Source organism: Winslowiella toletana, from assembly GCF_017875465.1.
In the GTDB taxonomy this organism is placed as follows: domain Bacteria; phylum Pseudomonadota; class Gammaproteobacteria; order Enterobacterales; family Enterobacteriaceae; genus Erwinia; species Erwinia toletana.
On the sequence record NZ_JAGGMQ010000001.1, the window covers coordinates 4041897 to 4063012 of the forward strand.

Sequence of the window (21116 nt, forward strand, 5' to 3'; positions counted from 1 at the left end):
CCTCCAGCATGCATTGATTACAGATGGCCTGACTCAGGGGGGAGGTATTCTCCGTATGCGAGGGTGGACATTTGCAGATGTCTATACATTTGCGCTACCAACCAGTAAACTCAGGTTATTAGCTTTATAAGGATACAAAATATGGTCGAGCAGACTGCCATTTCGCAACTCGCAGCCGCAATGAGTGATCAGCCTGCGCCGATCTATCAGCGTGTTAAACAGGCGATCGTCAGTCAGATCAGTGAAGGGGTGTGGAAAGCTAACCAGCGTGTGCCATCGGAAAGTGAACTGGTTAACCGGTTAGGCGTCAGCCGCATGACGATCAACCGTGCGCTACGCGAGCTGACCAGCGAAGGTTATCTGATTCGTATGCAGGGCGTTGGCACTTTTGTCGCCGAGAGCAAAGGCTATACCGCGATGCTGGAAGTGCATAATATCGCGGAAGAGATTGCGCAGCGCGGCCATAGACACAGCAGCAAGATTCTCGCCCTCAGCGAGATGAAAGCTGACCCGGAGCAGGCGGCGGTACTGGGACTGGCTACCGGTCAGTCAATTTTCCATTCGCTGATTATCCATTACGAGAATGAGTTGCCGGTTCAGCTGGAAGATCGTCTGGTGAACCCGCAAATGGCGCCGGACTATCTGCAGCAGGATTACGCCAGGCAGACGCCCTACACCTATCTGATGCGCGTGGCGCCGCTGACGGCGGGTGAGCATATTGTGGAAGCGGTATTGCCGGATATGCGTCAGCGTAAGCATCTGGCGCTGGACGAGCATGAACCCTGTTTGCTTATCCGTCGCCAGACCTGGAGCGACGCGAAAATTGTCACCTATGCCAGACTGCTTTATCCTGGTTCGCGTTATAAGCTGTTAGGGCGGTTTAAGGGTCACGGCTGATATTCGGGGTTATCGCCGCAAACAGTATTAACGCATCATCCGCAAGCGGGGTTAAGGTTTCACCCGACTGCGTCCACCAGGCGCCTTCACCGCGCGACAGCCGTTGCGCACCAGATCGCCACTCACCGGCGATGACCCAACAAACGCCCATCTCGCTGCGCTGCGCGGTACTGCTGATCACCACTTGCGCGCTAAATTGTTCACGCCGCGTCATAATATTAAAGTCGAGACTGGCGTCGCCGAACAGCTTCGCACTGATCGCCAGTTCGCCAGGGAAACAGAACGGCTGATTCAGCAACAGCGCATGGGAGGGTTGCTCCGGCCCATACAGTTCAACTTTTTCCCCTTCAATCAGGGTAATCACCCGGTCCACGTCGGGAAAACGCGAGAAATCACCGCTGGCGGCGATCGTCGCGATACTGGCGCGCCAGCCAAACTCGCTGTGCTCCGGCGGGAAACTGACGATTTCCCGCGTTTCACCGCCACCATTGCGCCATTTACTGGCCGGCAGTTTTTGGGTCTGATAGAAATGCATCACAATAGTGCCGCCATTACCGCCGCAAAGCGGCGATCGCTCTCTTCCTGTAGCGCATGGCGGCCCTCGGCAATCAGCTGCTTGCCTGCCACCCAGACATCGCGGATCTGCGAGCGGTTACCGGCAAACAGCCAGCGGTTAAGCAGGGCGTGATCCGGACAACTGCCCAGCCAGGCGTCCTGCGCCAGCACCAGCCAGTCGGCGCGCTGACCGACGGCCAGCGAACCGCTATTAACGCCACAAGCCTGCGCGCCGCCCGCCGCCGCCTGACGATACAGCAGGTCGCCCACCGAGTGCTGGTGTGGCGTGACGATACGGTTGCGACGACGGTCGCGCAGACGCTGGGCATACTCCAGCCAGCGCAGCTCTTCGACCACATCCAGCGATACATGGCTGTCGGAACCAATACCCCAGCGGCCGCCTGCGGCGATATAGTCGGTGGCGGGGAAGATACCGTCGCCAAGATTGGCTTCGGTAGTCGGACAGAGACCGGCCACCGCCGCGCTACTGGCAAGACGACGGATTTCACCCTGATCAAGATGCGTGGCATGGATCAGACACCAGCGCTGATTGACCTCAAAGCGATCCAGCAGCCAGTTAACCGGGCGTTCGCCGCTCCAGGCCAGCGAGTCATTAACCTCTTTCTCCTGTTCGGCAATATGGATATGTACCGACAGAGTTGTGGAACTGGCGGCCAGCACCTCCTCCATCTGCCGCTGTGAAACCGCGCGTAGCGAATGGAAACAGAGTCCCTGATTATGCAGCGGCTTATTGCGCAGTAGCGTGCTGAGATTTTCCTGCTGGCGCAGATATTGCCCAGTATCCTGAATAAAGCGTTTCTGGCCTGCCTGCGGTGGCTGGGCGCCAAAACCGGCGTAGCTGTAGAGCACCGGCAACAGCGTCTGGCCGATGCCAGCCTGTTCCGCCGCCGCGACCAGCTGCTGCAACATCTCATCCTGGGGGTAAGGAGTGCCATTCAGGTCATGATGCAGATAGTGGAATTCTGCCACCTGGCTATAGCCGCCCTTCAGCATATCGATATAGAGATGGCGGGCGATATCCCCGACCTGTTCGGGCGAGAGCCGTTGCACCATACGATACATCAGGTCGCGCCAGGTCCAGAAACTGTCCTGCGGATCGCCAGCTACTTCGGCCAGTCCGGCCATTGCGCGCTGGAAGGCATGCGAGTGCAGATTGGCTATCGCCGGCACCACTGCGCCGGGCAGGATAATGGCGCCGTCGGCGTCGCTGTTGGCACTGATACGGGTAATCACTCCCCGGGTATCGACTTCAATACGTACCGCGTGTTGCCAGCCGTCTGCCAGCAGTGCGCGCGACGCAAAATAACTCGACATGGTTGATCCTCAGGCTATGTGGTTGTATATACATATACATACTTTGACGGTTTCTGTAAATGGCGCGACCCGCGGGGAGAACAGATGGCAGCCAGAATAGCGTGTGACAGTTTATGGTACGGGGCCGACCTGGTCACCATGCGCGACGGCCAGTATAACCTGATTGCCGATGGCGCCATTGCGGTGGCGGACGGGCAGATTGTCTGGATCGGTACGCGCAGTGAGGCGGCGGATATTCAGGCGCAGCAGCGCACCGATTTTGGCGGTGGTATCATTACGCCCGGACTGATCGACTGCCATACCCATCTGGTATTTGGTGGCGATCGCAGCGCGGAGTTTGAACAGCGTCTGAATGGCGTCAGCTATGCGGAGATTGCCGCGCAGGGGGGCGGCATTCTCTCCACGGTGCGCGCCACGCGCGCCGCGCCGCTGGATGAACTGGTCAGCAGTGCGCGCTGGCGCATCGATCGACTGCTGGCGGAGGGTGTCACAACGCTGGAGATTAAATCCGGTTACGGCCTTGATGAAGAGAGTGAACTGCGCATGCTGCAGGCCATTCGTCTGCTGGCGCAGCAGGTTCCCGCTGATGTGCTGGCTACCTGTCTGGCGGCGCACGCCTTCCCGCCGGAGTTTAAACAGAACCCTGACGGTTGGGTCGATATTATCTGCCAGCGGCTGTTGCCGGAAGTAAAAGCCCGGCAGCTGGCGGATGCGGTCGATGCGTTTTGTGAACATCTGGCCTTCTCGCCGGCGCAGGTTAGCCGTGTTTTTGAACGGGCGCAGCAGCTGGGTCTGCCGGTAAAACTGCACGCTGAACAGCTTTCATCGCTGGGCGGCGGCGCGCTGGCGGCGCATTTTAATGCGCTCTCTGCCGACCATCTGGAGTACGCCACCGAAAGTGACGTGCAGGCGATGGCGCAGCATGGCACGGTAGCGGTGCTGCTGCCGGGGGCATTTTATCTGTTGCGCGAAACGCAGCGGCCACCGGTCAGGCTGTTCCGTCAGTATCAGGTGCCGATGGCGCTGGCCAGCGATGCTAATCCCGGCACCTCACCGGCTCTGTCGCTGCGTTTAATGCTGAATATGGCCTGCACGCTGTTTGGCTTTACCCCGGAAGAGGCGCTGGCGGGTGTCACACTGCATGGCGCAAAAGCGCTGGGGCTGGAGAAAACACACGGTACGCTGGAAAGCGGCAAAGTCGCTAATTTTGTTCACTGGCCGCTGGCGCGTCCGGCGGAGTTAGTTTACTGGCTGGGCGGACAGCTGCCTTGTCAGGTTATCTATCGAGGAGAAGCGCAATGACCCCTTATCAGTTCTCAGCCGGCACGCTGCCGCTGCTGATCAGTATTCCCCATGCCGGAACCGCGCTGACGCCGGAAGTTGAAGCCGGGCTCAGCGATGCCGCGCGCGGCCTGCCGGATACCGACTGGCATATTCCGCAGCTGTATGATTTTGTTAACACAATGGGCGCCAGCGTGCTGGTGGGCAACTACTCGCGCTTTGTCATCGATCTTAACCGTCCGGCGGATAATCAGCCGCTGTATACCACCGCCACAACCGGGCTGTATCCGGAAACCCTGTTTGACGGCACGCCAACCTTTAAACCGGGGATGACGCCAACCGACGCGCAACGTCAGGGTTATCTTCAGGATCTCTGGACGCCGTATCATCAGAAGCTACAGCAGGAGCTGGCGCGCCTGAAGCAGCAGTTTGGCTATGTGCTACTGTTTGATGCCCACTCCATCGCCTCGGTGATCCCGCGTCTGTTTGATGGCCGTCTGCCGGATCTTAATCTTGGCACTAATAGTGGTGAAAGCTGTCCGCCAGTGATGAGCGCCGCGCTACAGCAGGTTTGTGAAGCGCAGTCACGGTTTAGCTGGATAATGAACGGGCGCTTTAAGGGCGGCTATATTACCCGTGCTTATGGCCAACCGACGCAGCAGCAGTATGCGCTGCAACTGGAGCTGGCGCAGGGCAACTATATGGATGAGCAGCCGCCGTTTGGCTGGCGTGGCGATCGGGCGGCAGAACTGCAACCGCTGTTAAAACAGCTGATTGAGGTGATGCTGGAGCAGGGGGCGCAGCAGTGCAAAGCTGAATAAGCTGCGCTGCTGGCCGGTTTGCTACGTAACAGCAATTCCTGACGGCTATGCAATGGCCGCGATTTTCAATTTCAGTGGGTTAACTGATAAGTGATGTTGCTGGCTAATCCCCATGCCACAGCGGCGGCCAGTTTGGCTAAAGGATCAAACCCGCGGGAGCCGACAATGGCTCCCAGTCGCGCAATTGCCGATCTTCCTTCCATAAATGACATTTTCACCCCTCGCGCCGCTTGAAAATATAAACTGTAGTTTATAACTTGCATGGTATAAACTACAGTTTATGGAGAATGTCGTGGATACATGGAAAGTAGATACCACTGAACATTTTGATCGGTGGCTGGATAAGCAGGATGACGACATGATTGATGATGTGCTGGCAAGCCTGAAAGTGCTTGAGCAGTGTGGGCCGATGCTGGGAAGACCCGATGTTGATCAGGTAAAAGGTTCGGAATTTCATCATATGAAGGAACTGAGAGTGCAAAGCAATGGGCGGCCGGTGAGAGCTTTCTTTGCATTCGATCCTGAAAGGCAGGCCATCGTATTATGCGCCGCCGATAAAACCGGCCGCAAGCAAAAGCGATTTTATGCTGAGATGATTAAAAAGGCTGATGCGGAATACAGACAACATCTGGAAGGGGTTAAAAAATGAGTAAACTTAACGAACTGATCGCAAAACGTTCGCCTGCCTCGCAGGCGCGTATTCAGCAAAAAGCGGACGCGATGATCCTTGACGTTCGCCTGCGTCAGCTACGTGAAGAACTGGCGCTGTCGCAGACCGAGCTGGCGGGGATCATGGGGATCAGTCAGCCCGCGATTGCCGCTATCGAAGCGCGCGGTGAGGAGATAAAACTGTCCAGCCTGAAAAAATATATTGAGGCGCTGGGCGGCAAACTGAGCCTGAATGTGGAAATGCCGACAGGCTCAGGCCGCATCTATTACATCTGACTGAGCATTAACGCGAACGAGCATCCGGGCGTACCATATCAAAGCGCAGATCTTCATTTATCGCGTAATAAGCGCTCGGCCCACCGGCGCGTAAAATCGGCTGCGCTCTGGCGGTCTGATAGATGCCATTTTCCAGCAGTGCGCTGTCGATATGGATCGCCACGACTTCGCCCAATACCAGCCAGGTGGGAATCTCACCGCCGTCGGCATCCAGTAATTGAATACACTGCGTCAGTTTGCACTCAAAGTTAACCGGGCTTTCCGCCACCATACTGGCTTTGACATAGCTGGCGGCCAGCGGCGTCAGTCCGGCAAGGCTAAACTCATCTTCACCATGGGGCAGCGAGGCAGAACTTTCATTCATCGCCTCAGCCAGCGGGCGGGTGGCGAGGTTCCAGACAAACTCGCCGGTTTGCGTAATATTTTGCACGCTATCCTTCCAGCCGCTGCTGGCAAAGCCAATAATTGGCGGATGATAGTTAAAGCAGTTAAAAAAACTGTACGGCGCCAGATTGCGCTCACCAGCTTCACTGACCGAGCTGATCCAGCCAATCGGGCGGGGGCCGATAATCGCATTCAGCGGGTCATGCGGTAGTCCGTGACCGGCTCGGGGTTGGTACGAATGACGTTGTCGAGACATAGTATTCCTTGATTCAGAGATAATTTCTTTATCTTGACATCCTCCCAGCCCTAAAGGGCGAGGATCCCTGCTGCAAAGGCTGGGAGGGGGAGTCTCTAAGCCACCGGGTATTTACTGCTGCTTTCCACTCAGTCAGCCATGAGGTCATTTTTGTATAAGGGATATATTTATTTCCCGCCTCCTGGTTCTCGTTCTGAAGCGCCAGCGCACGGTTGAAAACGAAACGACAGGCACCAGCGAAGCGTCTCATTTCACGCTCCTGCTGATCATCTGGTCGCAACTGGAATTTGAAGGCTTGCCATCGTTTCATACTCCCAATTATATTTTTGTTTGTGGCAAATGTAACTAATATTAGCTGCGTCAGACAATGACCTTCCTGATACATGTTCACCAGGTCTCTGTCCCAGATATCGACGAAAAATATTTGATCAGCATATCCCTGCCCTGAAGGACGGGATTTGACGGCACACGAGATAAATGGTTTACGCGTTTTGCCAAAGCGGGTATCTTACGCGCCGACTATACCCTTCGTACTTGAAGTTGCCGCTGCGTTAGCGGCGCGCACTCACCCGATTCACTGACACCGGGATTCGTTTACTTGCTGCCTTGCTGCAACTCCAGTTACTTTGGCTAAAACTTAAGAGACGCCGATGAAAAAGCCTGCTGAAAAAAACGTTCTTCACCCGCGCAACCGCCATCGCGGACGCTACGACTTTGATGCGCTGAAAGCGTGCCACCCCGCGCTGGCGCCTTTCGTGCAGGTGAATCAGTATGGCGATGAGTCGGTTAATTTTGCCGATCCGGCCGCAGTGAAAATGCTAAACCAGGCGCTGCTGCATCACTACTACCAGATTGAACACTGGGCGATCCCGGACGGTTTTCTGACGCCGCCGGTACCGGGTCGGGCGGATTATCTGCACCATCTGGCCGATCTGCTGGCCGAAGACCATCAGTCGGTTATCCCGCGCAGCAATATTAACGTGCTGGATATTGGCTGCGGCGCAAACTGCATCTATCCGCTGATTGGCCATCGTGAATATGAGTGGCGCTTTACCGGCACCGAGAGCAATGAGCAGGCTATAAAGGCCGCTAACGCGATTATCGACTCCAACCCGGGCCTGAACCGCGGCATCCGCTTGCGTCGCCAGAAAGAGAGCACAGCCATCTTCCGTGGTGTGGTGCATAAAAATGATTTCTACCATGTCAGTATCTGCAATCCACCGTTCCACGCCTCCGCCAGCGATGCGCGTCAGGGCAGCCAGCGTAAACTGCGTAATCTTGGCCTCGATCGTAATGGACCGCTGAACTTTGGTGGTCAGCAGGATGAGTTATGGTGTGAAGGCGGCGAGACGGCCTTTATCAGCCAGATGGTTAACGAGAGTATCGATTTCGCCCGTCAGTTTGTCTGGTTTACCTCACTGGTGTCGCGCAAAGAGAACCTGCCAGCGCTGCGTGAGGCACTGGAAGAGGCTGGCGCAGCGCAGGTGCGGATTGTTGATATGGCGCAGGGGCAGAAACAGAGCCGGTTTATCGCCTGGAGCTTTTACGATAAACCAGCGCGCAGCCGTCTGCTAACCAGGTAACTTATTCCGGAGCGGCTAATGCCTGCATGCCAGCCGCGCCCTCTATATCACTGCCGGTTTGTAACACCTGCACCGTCTGGCGCGGTGGTTTAATACCGGCCGCATCAAAATGTTTCTTCACCATATCATCCAGCGCAAAGCGTACCGTCCACTGCTTAAGCGGTTGCGTGGTAAAGGAGACGCGCACGGTAAATGACTGGCTGGTCAGGCCGACCAGCCCGGCAAAGGACGGCTCGCCGATCACCATGCCGCGGATCTCTTTGTTCTCCATCAGCTCTTTCACCGCCGCCTGTAAAGTCGCATTAACCTTTTCACTCTCTTCATTGCGATCAACATCATAGTTGGCGACAAACGAGCCGATGCCGCGCACAAAGTTGGCGAAGGTAGTGATCGATGACCACGGAATAATATGGTAAGCGCCGGTATCCTGGCGCACCCCGACTGAGCGAATCGACATCCGTTCCACGGTGCCGGTAATCGGGCCAATGGTCACCAGGTCGCCGGTATTCATACCGTTTTCAAACTGAATAAACACGCCGGTAATAATATCCTTTACCAGCGTCTGTGAACCAAAGGAGACCGCCAGTCCCAGCGCCCCGGCGCCAGCCAGCAGCGGCGCGATATTAACGCCAATTTCCGACAGCAGAATCATAATGGTAATGGTGCTGATCACCACCGCCAGCGCATTGCGAAACAGGGTCAGCAGGGTACGGGTTCGCGCGCCTGGCATCGGTCGGCCATGGGAATCCGAAGCGAGCCGGCTCTCAATCAGGCTGGCCAGCAGCGTCCAGCCCGCCGCCGAGAACAGCAGGATCATCAGGATGCGAATCAGCACATCCACCATCTTCTCGCCAGCGCCAACCGTCAGCCAGTGCCACAGATCAAACAGATGCCAGGCGTTAAGCAACAGCAGGGTAACGGCGAAGACGGTGATAATACGCGCCAGTTTCAGCAAAGCGGAAACCCAGGCATTGACCCGTTTTTGCAGCTCCGGATAGTGACTGCGTAGCTCCGGCGATAGCACAATAGTTTTTGCAATCCAGCGGCTCAGGGTGCCGGATACCAGCGCGCCGATACCGATAATCGCCAGGCTGCGCACCGTTGCTGACATCATAAATTGCAGGCTGTCGCCGGGATTAAATATTGAGAAGAAGAACAGCACGATAAAATAGGTGCTGGCCAGCCAGTGCCAGATCAGCGCAAAGCCGCGGATAAACAGGGCGAAAAACGACATGCTGCGATCGGCAAGCCTCACCAGCTCCTGCTGGATATTGCGCTTGTTATGGAAAATCAGATACAGCGCCCACAGGGTAATCAGCCCCATCACCACCACATTAACCAGTGCGCCGACCTGTAAATTTACCTGATTACTGACAATCGGCACGATCACCAGTAATCCATAACCAATCAGGCCGCTCAGCCAGCTAAGGCGGGTATTCCAGTAGCGGGCGCGGTTATCGGCAATGCGGAACGGGCGTAAATCCGGCACATTGGGGCAGAAAATCAGGCGTAAAATCGCTTTAAAAAACTCGATTAGCGCAAACGCATTAAGAAACAGCCCCTGCTGGCGTGCGATGGTACGACTACCAGCATTCAGGTAGTCACTCATAATCTGGCCGGTAAACAGCGCCAGCGCCAGTAGCGCCAGATCAATAACAAAAGCGGCCATAATCATCGCTGGCAGATGCAGCCAGCTGGAGCGGTCGCGGTTTTTGCTGCGTCCCCAGCGTCCCATGCGGCGATACAGCGGTCTTGCCAGCCAGCGGACCAGCCACCAGAAGGCAAACAGCGCCGCCGCCAGCATCATGAAATGGCTGACGGCATTGTAAAAGGTGTCCGGGTTAAAGGTTTTATGCGGCGCGGAGAAAATATTATGTTGCAGCGTGGAAAATCGCTCAGCAAAGGCGCCGCCAAACTGACGGCTGACATCGGTCAGACCCTGTAATACCGTCTTATCATCCTGCTCTTCAGCTGGCGGCGTCAGCACCGGTTGGCCATTTTCCGCCGGGGTGGCAGCAGCATTGCGCAGCTGTTCGATTAATTCGCCGCGTGACTGGTCATTCTGCAAAATATTCGCCAGCGCCGCATAAGCCGCTTTTTTATCTTCAACATCAGGTTGCTCGCTGGCGGCCTCTCCCTGCTTTTGCGTCTGCTGAGCCGCTACCGCAGCGGCAGGCAGTGAGACAGCTACTGCCTGACGGCCGAATCCGGCGATGAAAATAAACAGCAATAACCACCGAAGCAGAAATCGTCGGGGCGGGGCAAAAGCCAGCATCACATTCTCCTGTAGCGTCGCCAAAGCAGCGTCGATCAGCAAGTATAGCGGGCCTGAGGTCAGTGTAAGGTAAAGCTGGCGGTTTTGGGATTAGGCTGAGAAAGGAGGAGGGCGGCATCAGGCCGCCCTTAAGATTATGAAACGTGTTGTAAAAACTCTTGCAGACGGGCGCTTGGCGGATGGCTAATCAGCGTATCCGGGTCACCATCTTCGGCAATGCGGCCTTTATCGATAAAGATCAGGCGCGACGCCACTTTCTGCGCGAAGCCGACTTCATGGGTCACGATCACCATGGTCATGCCTTCTTCGGCCAGATCCTGCATCACTTTCAGTACTTCGTGACGCAGCTCCGGATCCAGTGCAGAAGTTGGCTCATCAAACAGCATCAGTTTCGGCTTCACCGCCAGCGCACGGGCAATTGCCACGCGCTGCTGCTGACCACCGGAGAGTTCAGACGGGAAGTGGTGCGCACGTTCGGCAAGGCCGACTTTGCCCAGCAGCTCTTTCGCCAGTTTATGCGCATCCGCTTTCTTCGCGCCACGCACGCGAATCGGACCAAAGGCGACGTTATCCAGCGCGTTCATCTGCGGGAACAGATGGAACTGCTGGAATACCATGCCGGCTTCCTGACGGATCAGGCGCTCATCAACTTTCGGATCGTTAACTTTCAGACCATCAACTATCAGCTCACCGCTGGTAATCTCTTCCAGCTTATTGATGCAACGCAGCAGAGTGGATTTGCCGGAGCCGCTTGGCCCGATAATCACCACCACTTCGCCCTGTTTAATGCTCAGGTCAATATTGTGCAGCACCTGGGTCTGACCAAAATGTTTGGAGACGTTTTTAAATTCAATCACAGGATTTTCATCCTTTTCTCAATGCGACGCAGAACGAAACTCAGCACCAGCGTAATAAACAGATAGATAACCGCAACCGCACTCCAGATCTCCAGCGCGCGGAAGTTACCAGCAATAATTTCCTGTCCCTGACGCGTCAGTTCCGCCACGCCAATCACGATAAACAGCGAGGTATCCTTGATGCTGACAATCCACTGGTTACCCAATGGCGGCAGCATACGGCGCAGCGCCAGCGGCATAATCACGTAACGCAGAGTTTCACGGCGTGACAGGCCCAGCGCCAGTCCTGCTTCACGGAAACCGTTATGAATTGACAGTACCGCACCACGGGTGATCTCAGCGATATAGGCGCCGGAGTTGATGATAATGGTTACCACCGCCGCGCTAAACGGATCGATGCGCAGATCGGTAAAGGCCATCGGCAGGGCGAAGTAGATAAACATCACCTGCACCACAATCGGCGTACCGCGAATCAGCTCAATAAACACCAGCGCGATATTGCTGGAAAGCCAGCCGCCATAGGCGCGGGCAAAACCGGCAATCAGGCCGATTATCAGGCCGCCAACCAGACCGAGGACCGAAATCCACAGCGTCATTTTGGCGCCTTCAAGCAGAATAGGAAGAGCTGGCCAGATGGCGCTCCAGTCGAACTGCATAATACTTTCTCCCGAACGAAAACACTTTTTGTTGAAATGGAAAAACGCAGAGACGCAAAGCCGTCGCTGACGTTAATGACTCTGCATGGTAGCGGGCGGCGAGAACGCCGCCGCTACGGTATGGAGAACCACTGATTAACCGGAGTGTATTATTTAGGTTCGCTGCCGAACCATTTTTTATAAATTGTGTTGTAAGTACCGTTATCATGCAGGGTTTTCAGCGCGCCGTTTACTTTGCCACGCAGGTCATCGCTGCCTTTCGGGAAGGCGATACCGTACTGCTGGGCTGAAATCGATTCGCCAACCGCTTTAAACTGGCCTTTACCGGCGGTGTGGATAAAGTAGAGAATATTTGGCGTGTCATGCAGCACAGCGTCAGCACGGTTAGTGCCTAACTCCATATAGGCGTTGTCGATATTCGGGAACTGACGCAGGTCTTTGGTTTTGATGTGCTGTTTCGCATAATCAACAGAACCGGTGCCGCTTTTGACTGCCACCACTTTACCGTTCAGATCATCAATGCTTTTTACTTCATTGTTATTCGCTTTTACCATCACCAGCAGGCCGCTTTTGTAATAGCCGTCGGAGAATTCAATCGCTTTTTTACGCTCTTCGGTAATGGTGATACCCGCCAGTGCGAGGTCGATATTGCGAGTCTGCAGTGCAGGAATGATGCCGCTGAAGTCCATTGGCTTCAGGGTATATTCAATGTTCAGCTGTTTAGCGATGGCATCCCACAGATCGATATCAAAACCGACATACTTATCACCCTGTTTAAATTCAAACGGGACGAACGCAGTATCAGTGGCGACGATCAGTTTCTTTTCAGCAGCCGTGGAAGAGACAGCAAATGCCAGCGCCAGCGCGGCAAGGGAGACCTTAAAAATCGACTTCATCATCTTATCCTTATCATTGAATCGGGGAGCTCCCCGTTGTTGTGATGCCCGCTGCCATATGAAAAATCTATGCCAACTTTTCATATTGTTTAAAAACAGCAGGTTAATCCATCCGATGGACAACAATTCTTTAGCTTTGCGTGCTGTGCACCATAATGAGTCACCATAATGGTGCATTGAGATCATTGTGGTGCAGCAGCAGGCGCTTTACTAAAACATTAAATCGGGTATTCAATGAACAGGATAGTTAGAAATATGTTAACAGGCTCATATTTCTGTATTAATAATTGAAATTAGCGTAGCTGGCTATCTTTACTGCCACGACGGTTAAACAACGCCGCGCCCTGTTTATTATCGTGCAACTGCTGACATTTAACACAATATTGCACGCCGGGCAGGGCGAGACGCCGTGCTTCGGGAATTGGCTCGTCACATTCGTGACAAAATTCTGCGCTGGCGCCAGCATGCAACTGTTTGCGCGCCCGCTGCACTGCATCATCAATGGTGGAATCAATTTGCTGTTGAACAGCATCGTCAGATGCCCATCCGCTTGCCATTTTCTTCATCTCCACAATGCAAAAAGCGAATGACTCAGAGTCATCCGCTTTCAGGGCTATTCAGATTGCGGCAGAACTGCCGCCTGGATTAGCTGTTATTCAATATTGGATTCGATAAACCACAGGAATTTATCGAGATCGCGTGATGCGGCGGTAAAGATATCCGCGGTATCTTCGTCTTCAACTTCGGTGATCGCTTTACGCGTATCATTTGCCACTACTGCGTAACGATCAGCCAGCGCTTTCAGATGATCCTGCACGCTGTGAATATTCAGCGGGTAGCTTTTCAGCGGAGTGCGGTCATTAACAATCTGCGTCGTACCCAGCGCCACACCACCCAGCTGTACAACACGTTCAGCAATCGTATCCTGGTGATCGGTAATCGCGGTGCGGAAACCATCCAGCATTTCATGCACACCGATAAAGTTCGCGCCACGCATGTTCCAGTGCGCCTGTTTGGTAATCAGTGAAAGATCGATAAACTCTGTAACCAGACGATTAAGCACCTCGATGGTGGCTTTTTTGTCATTCTCGGCCACGTCATTACGGGTATAAATAAGATCTGAAGATTTTGCTTTAACCAGTTTTGCGGTACTCATCATTAATATCCTCTTGATGGGTTTGTCCTGAATCGTATGGCAATAAGTATAGCACCGGTTATTAAACTTGCAGGAAAGTTGCTGCCTGTTAGTTCGATAGTCAAAGCCTGTTGCTTTATAACAGGATTATCTGGGGTGATAAATAGCAATGCTAATGGCGCTGATAATATTTATCATTCGTGATTGGTTTTTTAAAGTATTGATTTTAATTGATTTGTTATTTTACAAACTACGCAGGTGACGGAAGGTGATTTATTTAATGTGTAACGGTGACAAAATATGACTGTCACCATTATTTAACCTGATTATAAATTATTATTCATTTTTAACGTACAACCGCTGATTATTCAGCCCCATAACAGAGGCTGTGTCGGAATACTCTCAGAAAAAATTACTCACGAATATCGCTTACCGGGTCGATCTGCGTTTTTTGCGGGCGCATGGTGAGAGTCGAGCCAATTGATGCGCCAATAATCGCCAGCAGCGCCAGCCACTGCACCAGCGTCAGCACTTCACCAAGGAACAGCATGCCAGAGACGGCGGCCATGGCCGGTTCCAGACTCATCATGGTGCCAAAGGTGCGCGCTGGCAGACGCGTCAGCGCCACCATCTCCAGCGAATAGGGCAACGCACTCGACAGCACTGCAATCGCCAGCGCCAGCGGAATCAGCGACAGCTGCCAGATACCGCTGGCAGCAAAACTCAGACCAATCGGCACAAATACGATGGAGGCGATAACTGAACCCATCGCGACGGTTGCCGGGCCATGCTCAGCGCCAGCTTTTTGTCCGGCAAGAATATAGAGCGCCCAGCAGGCGCCTGCGCCGACCGCCAGCGCCGCGCCTTGCGGATCGACGCTGGAGATATCATGACCCAGTGGCAACAAAAACCATAAACCCAGCACCGCCAGCACTACCCAGACAAAATCCAGCGCCCGGCGTGAACCGAGCAGTGCCAGCGTTAACGGGCCGGTAAACTCCAGTGCGACCGCAATGCCTAACGGCACGGTACGTAACGCCAGATAGAACAGATAATTCATCGCCCCCAGCGCCAGACCGTAAATAATCAGCGGGCCCATCTGCTGGCGGCTAAAGCGCAGACGCCAGGGTTTAAAGATAATGCACAAAATCACCGTGCCCAGCCCGAGGCGCAGCGCGGTAATGCCCGGCGCGCCCACCAGCGGAAACAGGGTTTTCGCCAGCGCTGCACCGCCCTGAATAGAGGTCATGGCGATAAGCAAAACTAAAATGGGGAGCCAGACGGGTGACTGCGTCTGCGGTTGAGGTGACGACATCCTGAAAACCTACCTTTAAATCCATTGGTTTAAGCAAATAAGAGCGTCAGTGTAATAGAGCAGACAGATAAAAAATGCGTTGGCGGCGAAAAAAATGTTGGCTGCAGCACCGAAACAGGGCCATTTCAGTAAAGAAGTGTCAGGTTTAATTAAGATTTATCTCAATGAACCTTTTTTTACACATGGGATTTATTCGGGTTATACTGTGATTAATATAAGCAAAAAGAATGACATACGAACACCCATTAACTTTCTGTTACAGCAAACATTCTGTTAGACAACAATTATCAGGCAGAGTTTCTCTCTGTTTTTTGTTATATTTTCAGCGTTGTCAGGAGAGAAGTACTTTCACATTTGAGGTGGTTATGAAAAAAATTGCATGTCTTTCAGCACTGGCTTGTGTACTGGCTGTATCCGCAGGTTCTGCCATGGCGCAGAGCACTGTTACCGGTGGTTACGCACAGAGCGACTACCAGGGTGTGGCTAACAAGGCCAACGGTTTCAACCTGAAATATCGCTACGAAAACGGCAGCGACGCTCTGGGTTGGATCGGTTCTTTCACCTATACCGAAAAAGATACCACTACTGATGGTTTCTATAACAAAGGTCATTACTACGGTGTGACTGCAGGTCCTGCATTCCGTCTGAATGACTGGGCAAGCATCTACGGTGTGGTTGGTGTTGGTTACGGTAAAGTAAACGTTAACGACAAAACCACTCGTAATACCGCTGACGGCAGCGATTACGGCTTCTCCTACGGTGCTGGTCTGCAGTTCAACCCAATCCAGAACGTTGCTCTGGATGTAGGTTACGAGCAGAGCCGTATCCGCAGTGTAGACGTTGGCACCTGGATCGTTGGTGCAGGTTACAGCTTCTAATCGAGCTGAACCCTTCCGGCTCTGACCGGACTGCAAAAAAATCCGCCCCTGTGGCGGATTTTTTTATGGGCGCAACTCAGCAGCGCAAGGAGATCCTCGCTTTGCCAAAAGACGCTCAGTAGTGAGTGGTATTGCTGTCAGACAGGGGATAATTTTGACCAGCGGTATGCAGGCAGGATCAGGAAGCCTTGTTTTCCGGCTTCTGTGGCGTAGTCAGCATCTCCAGCAGCATCAGGCGCAGCGTAAACGGCGAACGACAAAACAGCCGTAAAAGTAAGGGTGCTTTCATGGTGGTGACCTCCTGTGACGGCCAGACTTGCATCACTTTATTACTGATATGCATACCGGTTTCCTTATGCTTAACGGCGGCTGAACAGCAGACAGAGTCCAGCGACGAACAGCAGAAACATCATTAACAGCAGGAAGGGTTCATTCATGATATTGACCTCCACAGTGAGCTGATGACATGGTTGCTTTATAGACAGGTATAGCACAGGCTATACCCCATAGCCAGTGCTATTTATCGGAATATTTGTGCTTCTTTGAGCTTCGTTTACAATGTGGCACCAACAGACCTGCACGGCAGTCAAAAACGCAGGTTAATAAGAAGAGGAAGTTTAATGAGTCGTCGCGCCAAACCCACAGTTGCCACCCTTAATGGGCCGCTGAAAGATATCGAAGAACATGTCGAAGGCTTTCGTCAGGTTCGCGAGGCGCATCGCCGCGAGCTGATTGATGACTATGTTGAATTGATCTCCGACCTGATCCGCGAGTTTGGCGAAGCACGCCAGGTAGATATGGCGGCGCGTCTCGGCGTATCGCAGCCGACGGTGGCGAAAATGCTGAAGCGTCTGGCTACCGGCGGGCTGGTGGAGCAGGTGCCTTATCGCGGCGTATTTCTTACCGCTGAAGGCGAGAAGCTGGCGGAAGAGAGCCGCCAGCGTCACCATATTGTCGAAACCTTTTTGCTGGCGCTGGGTATCAGTCCCGATACCGCGCGCCGGGATGCCGAAGGTATTGAACATCATGTCAGCGATGAAACGCTGGCTATTTTTCAGCAATTTTACCAAAACCGTGGTTAATTCCCGTTATCCCTGAACTGTGAGCCACCATGGCAACATTGCTGAAGCCGTTTCTGCATGACCGTTTTCTTCATCTGTTAGTGGTTCTTGGGGCGGTTTTAGCCTGTTTCGCCCCGTTTAAACTGCATCAGCTGCCGCAGGCGGTGGACTGGAATACTATTATCACGCTGTGTGGCTTGCTGATGCTGACCAAAGGCATCGAAGCCAGCGGCTATTTTGAGGTGCTGGGTCGTCGTCTGATCCACCGCTTTCAGCATGAGCGCACGCTGGCGTTGTTTATGGTGGCGGGCGCGGCGCTGTTGTCGACCTTTCTGACCAATGATGTGGCGCTGTTTATCCTCGTGCCGCTGACCCTGACGTTACGTAAATTCTCCAGCCTGCCGGTTTCGCGCCTGATTATCTTTGAGGCGCTGGCGGTGAATGCCGGTTCGTTATTGACGCCGATCGGCAATCCGCAAAATATCCTGTTATGGAGTCATGGCGAGGCCAGTTTTGCCAGTTTTATCCTGCAGATGTTGCCGCTGGCGCTGCTGTTAACCGGCAGCTTATTACTGCTGACCTGGTTCAGTTTTAGCAAAAAGAAGATCCAGCGCCATGCTGAAGATCAGATCAACGGCTGGCAGCGTCGATTGCTGTTTAGCGCGCTGGCGTTGTACGTGCTGTTTATCGTGGCACTGGAGCTGAAGCTGGCTATCTGGGGATTATTGCTGGTGCTGGTGGTATTTCTGTTGCTCGCCCGCCGGGTATTGCTGACTATCGACTGGAGCTTACTGGCGGTATTTATCGCCATGTTTATCGATGTGTTTCTGATTACCCGCCTGCCGTTGCTCCAGGCGCCGTTGCACCATATTGCACAGCTGGGCGAGGGCGGGACTTATCTGCTGGCTATCGGTTTGTCGCAGGTGATCAGTAATGTTCCGGCGACTATTCTGTTGCTGAATACTTTACCTGCCAGCACGCTGTTTGCCTGGGCGGTAAACATTGGTGGTTTTGGCTTGTTGCCCGGTTCGCTGGCCAACCTGATTGCGCTGCGTATGGCGAAAGACCGCAGGATCTGGTGGCGCTTCCATCTGTTCTCGGTGCCGATGTTATTGTGGTCCGCACTGCTGGGGTGGGGACTTTTTTTGCTTATCAATGCGATTTAGTCTCAGGCTAATCCGGAAGTGTCAATAAATCCTGGCATTTGTCAGTTTTCTTTCTATTGTTAGTAGCAGTTTGGTCTTAACGGGCTCGGGTTGAGCCTGCGGTAAACTGTGAGAACTATGACAACTTCAGAGAACAATCCGTCAGAGAATGACGCGCGTCAGCCGGATGACAGTCAGCATTCCCCCTCCGATACGCAAGATAATGAGCCAGCGCGCAAGCGCCCAGGCAAAAAGCCACTGATTATTCTGGCCATCGTGGTAGTGGTGATGCTGATTATCGCGCTGTGGTACTGGCTGGCTAATCGCAATATCGAAACCACCGATGACGCCTTTACTGAAGGCAATGCCGTGACCATCGCACCGAAAGCTTCCGGTTATGTGGTCAAATTGCTGGTCAATGATAACCAGCGGGTGAAGAAAGGCGACCTGCTGGCGCAGATTGACCCACGCGACAACGCGGCGCAACGCGACCAGGCGAAAGCGCAGTTAGGGCTGGCCACTGCGCAACTGCATCAGTCGCAGGCGCAGCTGGCGCTGTCGCGGGTGCAGTATCCGGCGCAGCGCGATCAGGCGCTGGCTGACCAGGCGAAAGCCGAAGCCAGTCTGCTGAATGCCCAGTCGGAATATCGTCGTTTACGCGGCGTCGATCCACGCGCCACCTCGCAACGTAATATTGACAGCGCCAATGCGCAGCTGCGCGCCGCACAGGCGCAGTTGCAGAGTGCTAAAGCGCAGGTGGAAGTGGCCTCGCAGGTGCAGTTGCAGGTTCGTCAGCAGGAGACCAATGTTGAAGCACGTCAGCAGCAGGTTGAGCAGGCGCGGGCGCAGCTGGCGACTGCTGAACTGAATCTCTCCTGGAGTGATGTGCGCGCACCCTATGACGGCTTTGTCACCAAACGTAATGTGCAGCTCGGCACGCTGGTGCAGGCGGGCAGCGCGCTGTTCTCGCTGGTGTCTACTGATGTCTGGGTGAACGCCAACTTTAAAGAGTCGCAGCTGGAACGGATGCGACCAGGCAATAAAGTCGAGATCACCATTGACGCCTGGCCGGATATGAAACTGGAAGGGCATGTCGACAGTGTGCAGATGGGTTCCGGCTCGCGTTTCTCCACCTTTCCGGCAGAGAACGCCACCGGCAACTTTGTGAAGATTGTGCAGCGTGTACCGGTGAAAATCGTTATCGACAAAGGCCTGGACAGTAACCGACCGCTGCCGCTGGGTCTCTCCGTTGAGCCGAAGGTTCATCTGGAATGAGCCAGAGCGAAAGCTGGAAACCGGCCAGTAACCCCTGGCTGGTTGCGATTACCGTTACCCTGGCGGTATTTATGGAGATCCTCGATACCACCATTGTTAATGTGGCGCTGCCGCATGTGGCTGGCTCGCTCTCTTCCAGCTACAGCGAATCGACCTGGGTGCTGACCTCCTATCTGGTGGCGAACGGCATTGTGCTGCCGATCTCGGCATTTCTCAGCCGGGTGTTTGGCCGCAAGCAGTTCTTTCTGATCTGCATCGTGATGTTTACCCTCTGCTCCTTCCTGTGCGGTATTGCTACCGAGCTGTGGCAAATCATCCTGTTTCGCGTGTTGCAGGGGTTTTTTGGCGGCGGTCTGCAACCGGTGCAACAGTCGGTACTGCTGGACTATTTTAAAGCGGAAGATCGCGGTAAGGCCTTTGGGCTGTCGTCGATTGCGATTATTGTCGCGCCGATTGTTGGCCCGACGCTGGGCGGCTGGATCACCGATAACTACAGCTGGCGCTGGGTGTTCTTTATTAATATTCCGGTCGGCATCCTGACGGTGCTGGCGATCTACCAGCTGCTGGAAGATCCGCCATGGGAACGCAAATGGGCGAAGGGCAAACTGCGCATCGACTATATTGGCATCAGTCTGATTACGCTGGGTCTGGGCTGTCTGCAGGTGATGCTTGACCGCGGTGAAGATGATGACTGGTTCTCCTCCGGCTTTATCCAGCTGTTTGCCGTGCTGACCGCCATTGGGCTGGTCGGGGCGATTTACTGGCTGATGTATGCGAAGAAGCCGGTGGTGGATATCCATTGCCTGAAAGATCGTAACTTTGCCATCTCCTGTCTGTTAATGGCGGGCATGGCGATGATTCTGTACGGCAGTTCGGTGGTTCTGCCGCAGCTGGCGCAGCAGGATTTAGGTTATACCGCCACCTGGTCGGGACTGGTGCTGTCGCCCGGTGCGGTGCTGGTGGTAATGACCATTCCGCTGGTGCTGAAACTGATGCCGATCGTGCAGACGCGCTGGATTATCGCCTTTGGCTTTACCTGCCTGTGCGTATCGATGTTCTATTCGGCGCGGCTGACGCCGGATGTGGATTTCGCCACCCTGTGTATTATGCGCAGCGCGCAGTCGCTTGGGCTGGGTTTCCTGTTTGTGCCGCTGACCACCATTGCGTTTGTCTCGATACCGCAACGGTTAAATGCCGATGCCGCCGCGCTGTTTACCATGTTTCGTAATGTGGCTGGCTCGATTGGCATCTCGCTCTCCACCGCGGCGATTACCGATCGTGCGCAGGTGCGCAGCGCCAGCATGGTCCATAATATGTCGCCGCTTAATGAGCAGTTTAATCTTACCGTCGGGCGCTGGGCGCAGGCGATCCGCGATTTTACTACCGCCGTGGGTGATCCTGTCACCCTTGCCACCGGCCAGTTGTATAAAGAGATGGTGGCGCAGGCGCGCATCCTGGCGTATGTCGATGTGTTTATCGGGCTGGGGATTGTGGCGCTGATTTTGATTCCATTTTGTTTGCTGCTTTCGCCGATTAAGAGCGAAGGCAGTGCAGGAGCACACTGAT

At 54.1% G+C, this 21116-nt stretch carries 23 protein-coding genes and 1 pseudogene; 11 read left to right on the plus strand and 13 right to left on the minus strand.

Going from position 1 to position 21116, the window contains the following annotated elements; all coding sequences use genetic code 11:
- The first annotated feature begins 141 nt into the window (after positions 1-141).
- A complete protein-coding gene (hutC, locus tag J2125_RS18860; RefSeq protein ID WP_017799152.1) occupies positions 142-897 on the plus strand; it encodes a histidine utilization repressor in 756 nt (251 codons plus the stop codon).
- Here the strand turns inward: hutC and J2125_RS18865 are convergent.
- The gene (locus tag J2125_RS18865; protein WP_017799153.1) at positions 881-1432 is read right to left on the minus strand and encodes a HutD/Ves family protein; all 552 of its coding nucleotides are present in this window, start codon (positions 1430-1432) and stop codon (positions 881-883) included. The two genes, hutC and J2125_RS18865, sit on opposite strands and share 17 nt — an antisense overlap.
- Positions 1432-2787 (minus strand): formimidoylglutamate deiminase, encoded by a 1356-nt coding sequence (locus J2125_RS18870; protein ID WP_017799154.1) that lies wholly within the window; start codon positions 2785-2787, stop codon positions 1432-1434. Before J2125_RS18870 ends, J2125_RS18865 begins: the two co-directional genes overlap by 1 nt.
- A gap of 84 nt (positions 2788-2871) precedes the next feature.
- Here J2125_RS18870 and hutI point away from each other — a divergent pair, with 84 nt between their 5' ends.
- The gene (gene hutI / locus J2125_RS18875; protein WP_026111442.1) at positions 2872-4089 is read left to right on the plus strand and encodes an imidazolonepropionase; all 1218 of its coding nucleotides are present in this window, start codon (positions 2872-2874) and stop codon (positions 4087-4089) included.
- Complete coding sequence (gene hutG, locus J2125_RS18880) at positions 4086-4889, plus strand: N-formylglutamate deformylase (protein ID WP_017799156.1); 804 nt, start codon at positions 4086-4088, stop codon at positions 4887-4889. Before hutI ends, hutG begins: the two co-directional genes overlap by 4 nt.
- 71 nt (positions 4890-4960) lie before the next feature.
- On the opposite strand, the gene J2125_RS18885 is transcribed toward hutG, so the two are convergent.
- Positions 4961-5101, minus strand: a complete 141-nt coding sequence (locus J2125_RS18885; protein WP_017799157.1) for a hypothetical protein — start codon at positions 5099-5101, stop codon at positions 4961-4963.
- Between the two features lie 80 nt (positions 5102-5181).
- Here J2125_RS18885 and J2125_RS18890 point away from each other — a divergent pair, with 80 nt between their 5' ends.
- A complete protein-coding gene (locus tag J2125_RS18890; RefSeq protein WP_017799158.1) occupies positions 5182-5538 on the plus strand; it encodes a type II toxin-antitoxin system RelE/ParE family toxin in 357 nt (118 codons plus the stop codon).
- A complete protein-coding gene (locus J2125_RS18895) occupies positions 5535-5834 on the plus strand; it encodes a helix-turn-helix domain-containing protein (RefSeq protein WP_017799159.1) in 300 nt (99 codons plus the stop codon). Before J2125_RS18890 ends, J2125_RS18895 begins: the two co-directional genes overlap by 4 nt.
- 7 nt (positions 5835-5841) lie before the next feature.
- On the opposite strand, the gene J2125_RS18900 is transcribed toward J2125_RS18895, so the two are convergent.
- On the minus strand, positions 5842-6474 hold the full coding sequence (locus J2125_RS18900) for a flavin reductase family protein (RefSeq protein ID WP_017799160.1): 633 nt from the start codon (positions 6472-6474) through the stop codon (positions 5842-5844).
- 67 nt (positions 6475-6541) lie between these two features.
- Positions 6542-6784 (minus strand): annotated as a pseudogene (locus J2125_RS18905) (helix-turn-helix domain-containing protein); the annotation flags it as partial.
- A gap of 340 nt (positions 6785-7124) precedes the next feature.
- On the opposite strand from J2125_RS18905, the gene rlmF reads away from it, so the two are divergent.
- Positions 7125-8057, plus strand: coding sequence for a 23S rRNA (adenine(1618)-N(6))-methyltransferase RlmF (gene rlmF, locus J2125_RS18910; RefSeq protein ID WP_017799162.1), 933 nt, complete (start codon positions 7125-7127; stop codon positions 8055-8057).
- Between the two features lies 1 nt (position 8058).
- On the opposite strand, the gene ybiO is transcribed toward rlmF, so the two are convergent.
- From ybiO to rhtA, 7 genes are all read right to left on the minus strand, one after another.
- Positions 8059-10332, minus strand: coding sequence for a mechanosensitive channel protein (gene ybiO, locus J2125_RS18915; protein ID WP_017799163.1), 2274 nt, complete (start codon positions 10330-10332; stop codon positions 8059-8061).
- 134 nt (positions 10333-10466) lie between these two features.
- Positions 10467-11189, minus strand: a complete 723-nt coding sequence (gene glnQ / locus J2125_RS18920) for a glutamine ABC transporter ATP-binding protein GlnQ (protein ID WP_017799164.1) — start codon at positions 11187-11189, stop codon at positions 10467-10469.
- Positions 11186-11845, minus strand: coding sequence for a glutamine ABC transporter permease GlnP (gene glnP / locus J2125_RS18925; protein ID WP_017799165.1), 660 nt, complete (start codon positions 11843-11845; stop codon positions 11186-11188). Before glnP ends, glnQ begins: the two co-directional genes overlap by 4 nt.
- 149 nt (positions 11846-11994) lie before the next feature.
- Complete coding sequence (glnH, locus tag J2125_RS18930) at positions 11995-12741, minus strand: glutamine ABC transporter substrate-binding protein GlnH (RefSeq protein WP_017799166.1); 747 nt, start codon at positions 12739-12741, stop codon at positions 11995-11997.
- A 293-nt stretch (positions 12742-13034) separates the two neighbouring features.
- The gene (locus J2125_RS18935; RefSeq protein ID WP_017799167.1) at positions 13035-13298 is read right to left on the minus strand and encodes a DksA/TraR family C4-type zinc finger protein; all 264 of its coding nucleotides are present in this window, start codon (positions 13296-13298) and stop codon (positions 13035-13037) included.
- A gap of 95 nt (positions 13299-13393) precedes the next feature.
- A complete protein-coding gene (gene dps / locus J2125_RS18940; protein WP_017799168.1) occupies positions 13394-13897 on the minus strand; it encodes a DNA starvation/stationary phase protection protein Dps in 504 nt (167 codons plus the stop codon).
- Between the two features lie 391 nt (positions 13898-14288).
- The gene (rhtA, locus tag J2125_RS18945; RefSeq protein WP_026111443.1) at positions 14289-15191 is read right to left on the minus strand and encodes a threonine/homoserine exporter RhtA; all 903 of its coding nucleotides are present in this window, start codon (positions 15189-15191) and stop codon (positions 14289-14291) included.
- A gap of 365 nt (positions 15192-15556) precedes the next feature.
- On the opposite strand from rhtA, the gene ompX reads away from it, so the two are divergent.
- Entirely contained in the window at positions 15557-16069 is a 513-nt protein-coding gene (ompX, locus tag J2125_RS18950) for an outer membrane protein OmpX (RefSeq protein WP_017799170.1), read from the plus strand.
- Positions 16070-16247: 178 nt separating this feature from the next.
- On the opposite strand, the gene J2125_RS18955 is transcribed toward ompX, so the two are convergent.
- Complete coding sequence (locus J2125_RS18955; protein WP_017799171.1) at positions 16248-16412, minus strand: hypothetical protein; 165 nt, start codon at positions 16410-16412, stop codon at positions 16248-16250.
- A 277-nt stretch (positions 16413-16689) separates the two neighbouring features.
- On the opposite strand from J2125_RS18955, the gene mntR reads away from it, so the two are divergent.
- The 4 genes from mntR (at position 16690) to J2125_RS18975 (ending at position 21115) form a co-directional block, all read left to right on the plus strand.
- Complete coding sequence (gene mntR, locus J2125_RS18960; protein WP_017799173.1) at positions 16690-17151, plus strand: manganese-binding transcriptional regulator MntR; 462 nt, start codon at positions 16690-16692, stop codon at positions 17149-17151.
- A gap of 29 nt (positions 17152-17180) precedes the next feature.
- Positions 17181-18296: an SLC13 family permease gene (locus tag J2125_RS18965; protein ID WP_017799174.1), complete on the plus strand. Its 1116-nt coding sequence runs from the start codon at positions 17181-17183 to the stop codon at positions 18294-18296.
- Positions 18297-18413: 117 nt separating this feature from the next.
- Positions 18414-19550, plus strand: a complete 1137-nt coding sequence (locus J2125_RS18970) for an HlyD family secretion protein (RefSeq protein ID WP_017799175.1) — start codon at positions 18414-18416, stop codon at positions 19548-19550.
- Positions 19547-21115, plus strand: coding sequence for a DHA2 family efflux MFS transporter permease subunit (locus J2125_RS18975; protein ID WP_017799176.1), 1569 nt, complete (start codon positions 19547-19549; stop codon positions 21113-21115). The genes J2125_RS18970 and J2125_RS18975 overlap by 4 nt, the downstream gene beginning before the upstream one ends.
- Position 21116 lies beyond the last annotated feature (1 nt).

What these genes read in the sequence shown, in the direction of transcription:
- hutC (WP_017799152.1), top strand. Translation starts at nt 142, where the DNA reads ATGGTCGAGCAGACTGCCATTTCGCAACTCGCAGCCGCAATGAGTGAT.
- J2125_RS18865 (WP_017799153.1), bottom strand. Translation starts at nt 1,432, where the DNA reads ATGCATTTCTATCAGACCCAAAAACTGCCGGCCAGTAAATGGCGCAAT.
- J2125_RS18870 (WP_017799154.1), bottom strand. Translation starts at nt 2,787, where the DNA reads ATGTCGAGTTATTTTGCGTCGCGCGCACTGCTGGCAGACGGCTGGCAA.
- hutI (WP_026111442.1), top strand. Translation starts at nt 2,872, where the DNA reads ATGGCAGCCAGAATAGCGTGTGACAGTTTATGGTACGGGGCCGACCTG.
- hutG (WP_017799156.1), top strand. Translation starts at nt 4,086, where the DNA reads ATGACCCCTTATCAGTTCTCAGCCGGCACGCTGCCGCTGCTGATCAGT.
- J2125_RS18885 (WP_017799157.1), bottom strand. Translation starts at nt 5,101, where the DNA reads ATGTCATTTATGGAAGGAAGATCGGCAATTGCGCGACTGGGAGCCATT.
- J2125_RS18895 (WP_017799159.1), top strand. Translation starts at nt 5,535, where the DNA reads ATGAGTAAACTTAACGAACTGATCGCAAAACGTTCGCCTGCCTCGCAG.
- J2125_RS18900 (WP_017799160.1), bottom strand. Translation starts at nt 6,474, where the DNA reads ATGTCTCGACAACGTCATTCGTACCAACCCCGAGCCGGTCACGGACTA.
- rlmF (WP_017799162.1), top strand. Translation starts at nt 7,125, where the DNA reads ATGAAAAAGCCTGCTGAAAAAAACGTTCTTCACCCGCGCAACCGCCAT.
- ybiO (WP_017799163.1), bottom strand. Translation starts at nt 10,332, where the DNA reads ATGCTGGCTTTTGCCCCGCCCCGACGATTTCTGCTTCGGTGGTTATTG.
- glnP (WP_017799165.1), bottom strand. Translation starts at nt 11,845, where the DNA reads ATGCAGTTCGACTGGAGCGCCATCTGGCCAGCTCTTCCTATTCTGCTT.
- glnH (WP_017799166.1), bottom strand. Translation starts at nt 12,741, where the DNA reads ATGAAGTCGATTTTTAAGGTCTCCCTTGCCGCGCTGGCGCTGGCATTT.
- J2125_RS18935 (WP_017799167.1), bottom strand. Translation starts at nt 13,298, where the DNA reads ATGGCAAGCGGATGGGCATCTGACGATGCTGTTCAACAGCAAATTGAT.
- dps (WP_017799168.1), bottom strand. Translation starts at nt 13,897, where the DNA reads ATGAGTACCGCAAAACTGGTTAAAGCAAAATCTTCAGATCTTATTTAT.
- rhtA (WP_026111443.1), bottom strand. Translation starts at nt 15,191, where the DNA reads ATGTCGTCACCTCAACCGCAGACGCAGTCACCCGTCTGGCTCCCCATT.
- ompX (WP_017799170.1), top strand. Translation starts at nt 15,557, where the DNA reads ATGAAAAAAATTGCATGTCTTTCAGCACTGGCTTGTGTACTGGCTGTA.
- J2125_RS18955 (WP_017799171.1), bottom strand. Translation starts at nt 16,412, where the DNA reads ATGCATATCAGTAATAAAGTGATGCAAGTCTGGCCGTCACAGGAGGTC.
- mntR (WP_017799173.1), top strand. Translation starts at nt 16,690, where the DNA reads ATGAGTCGTCGCGCCAAACCCACAGTTGCCACCCTTAATGGGCCGCTG.
- J2125_RS18965 (WP_017799174.1), top strand. Translation starts at nt 17,181, where the DNA reads ATGGCAACATTGCTGAAGCCGTTTCTGCATGACCGTTTTCTTCATCTG.
- J2125_RS18970 (WP_017799175.1), top strand. Translation starts at nt 18,414, where the DNA reads ATGACAACTTCAGAGAACAATCCGTCAGAGAATGACGCGCGTCAGCCG.
- J2125_RS18975 (WP_017799176.1), top strand. Translation starts at nt 19,547, where the DNA reads ATGAGCCAGAGCGAAAGCTGGAAACCGGCCAGTAACCCCTGGCTGGTT.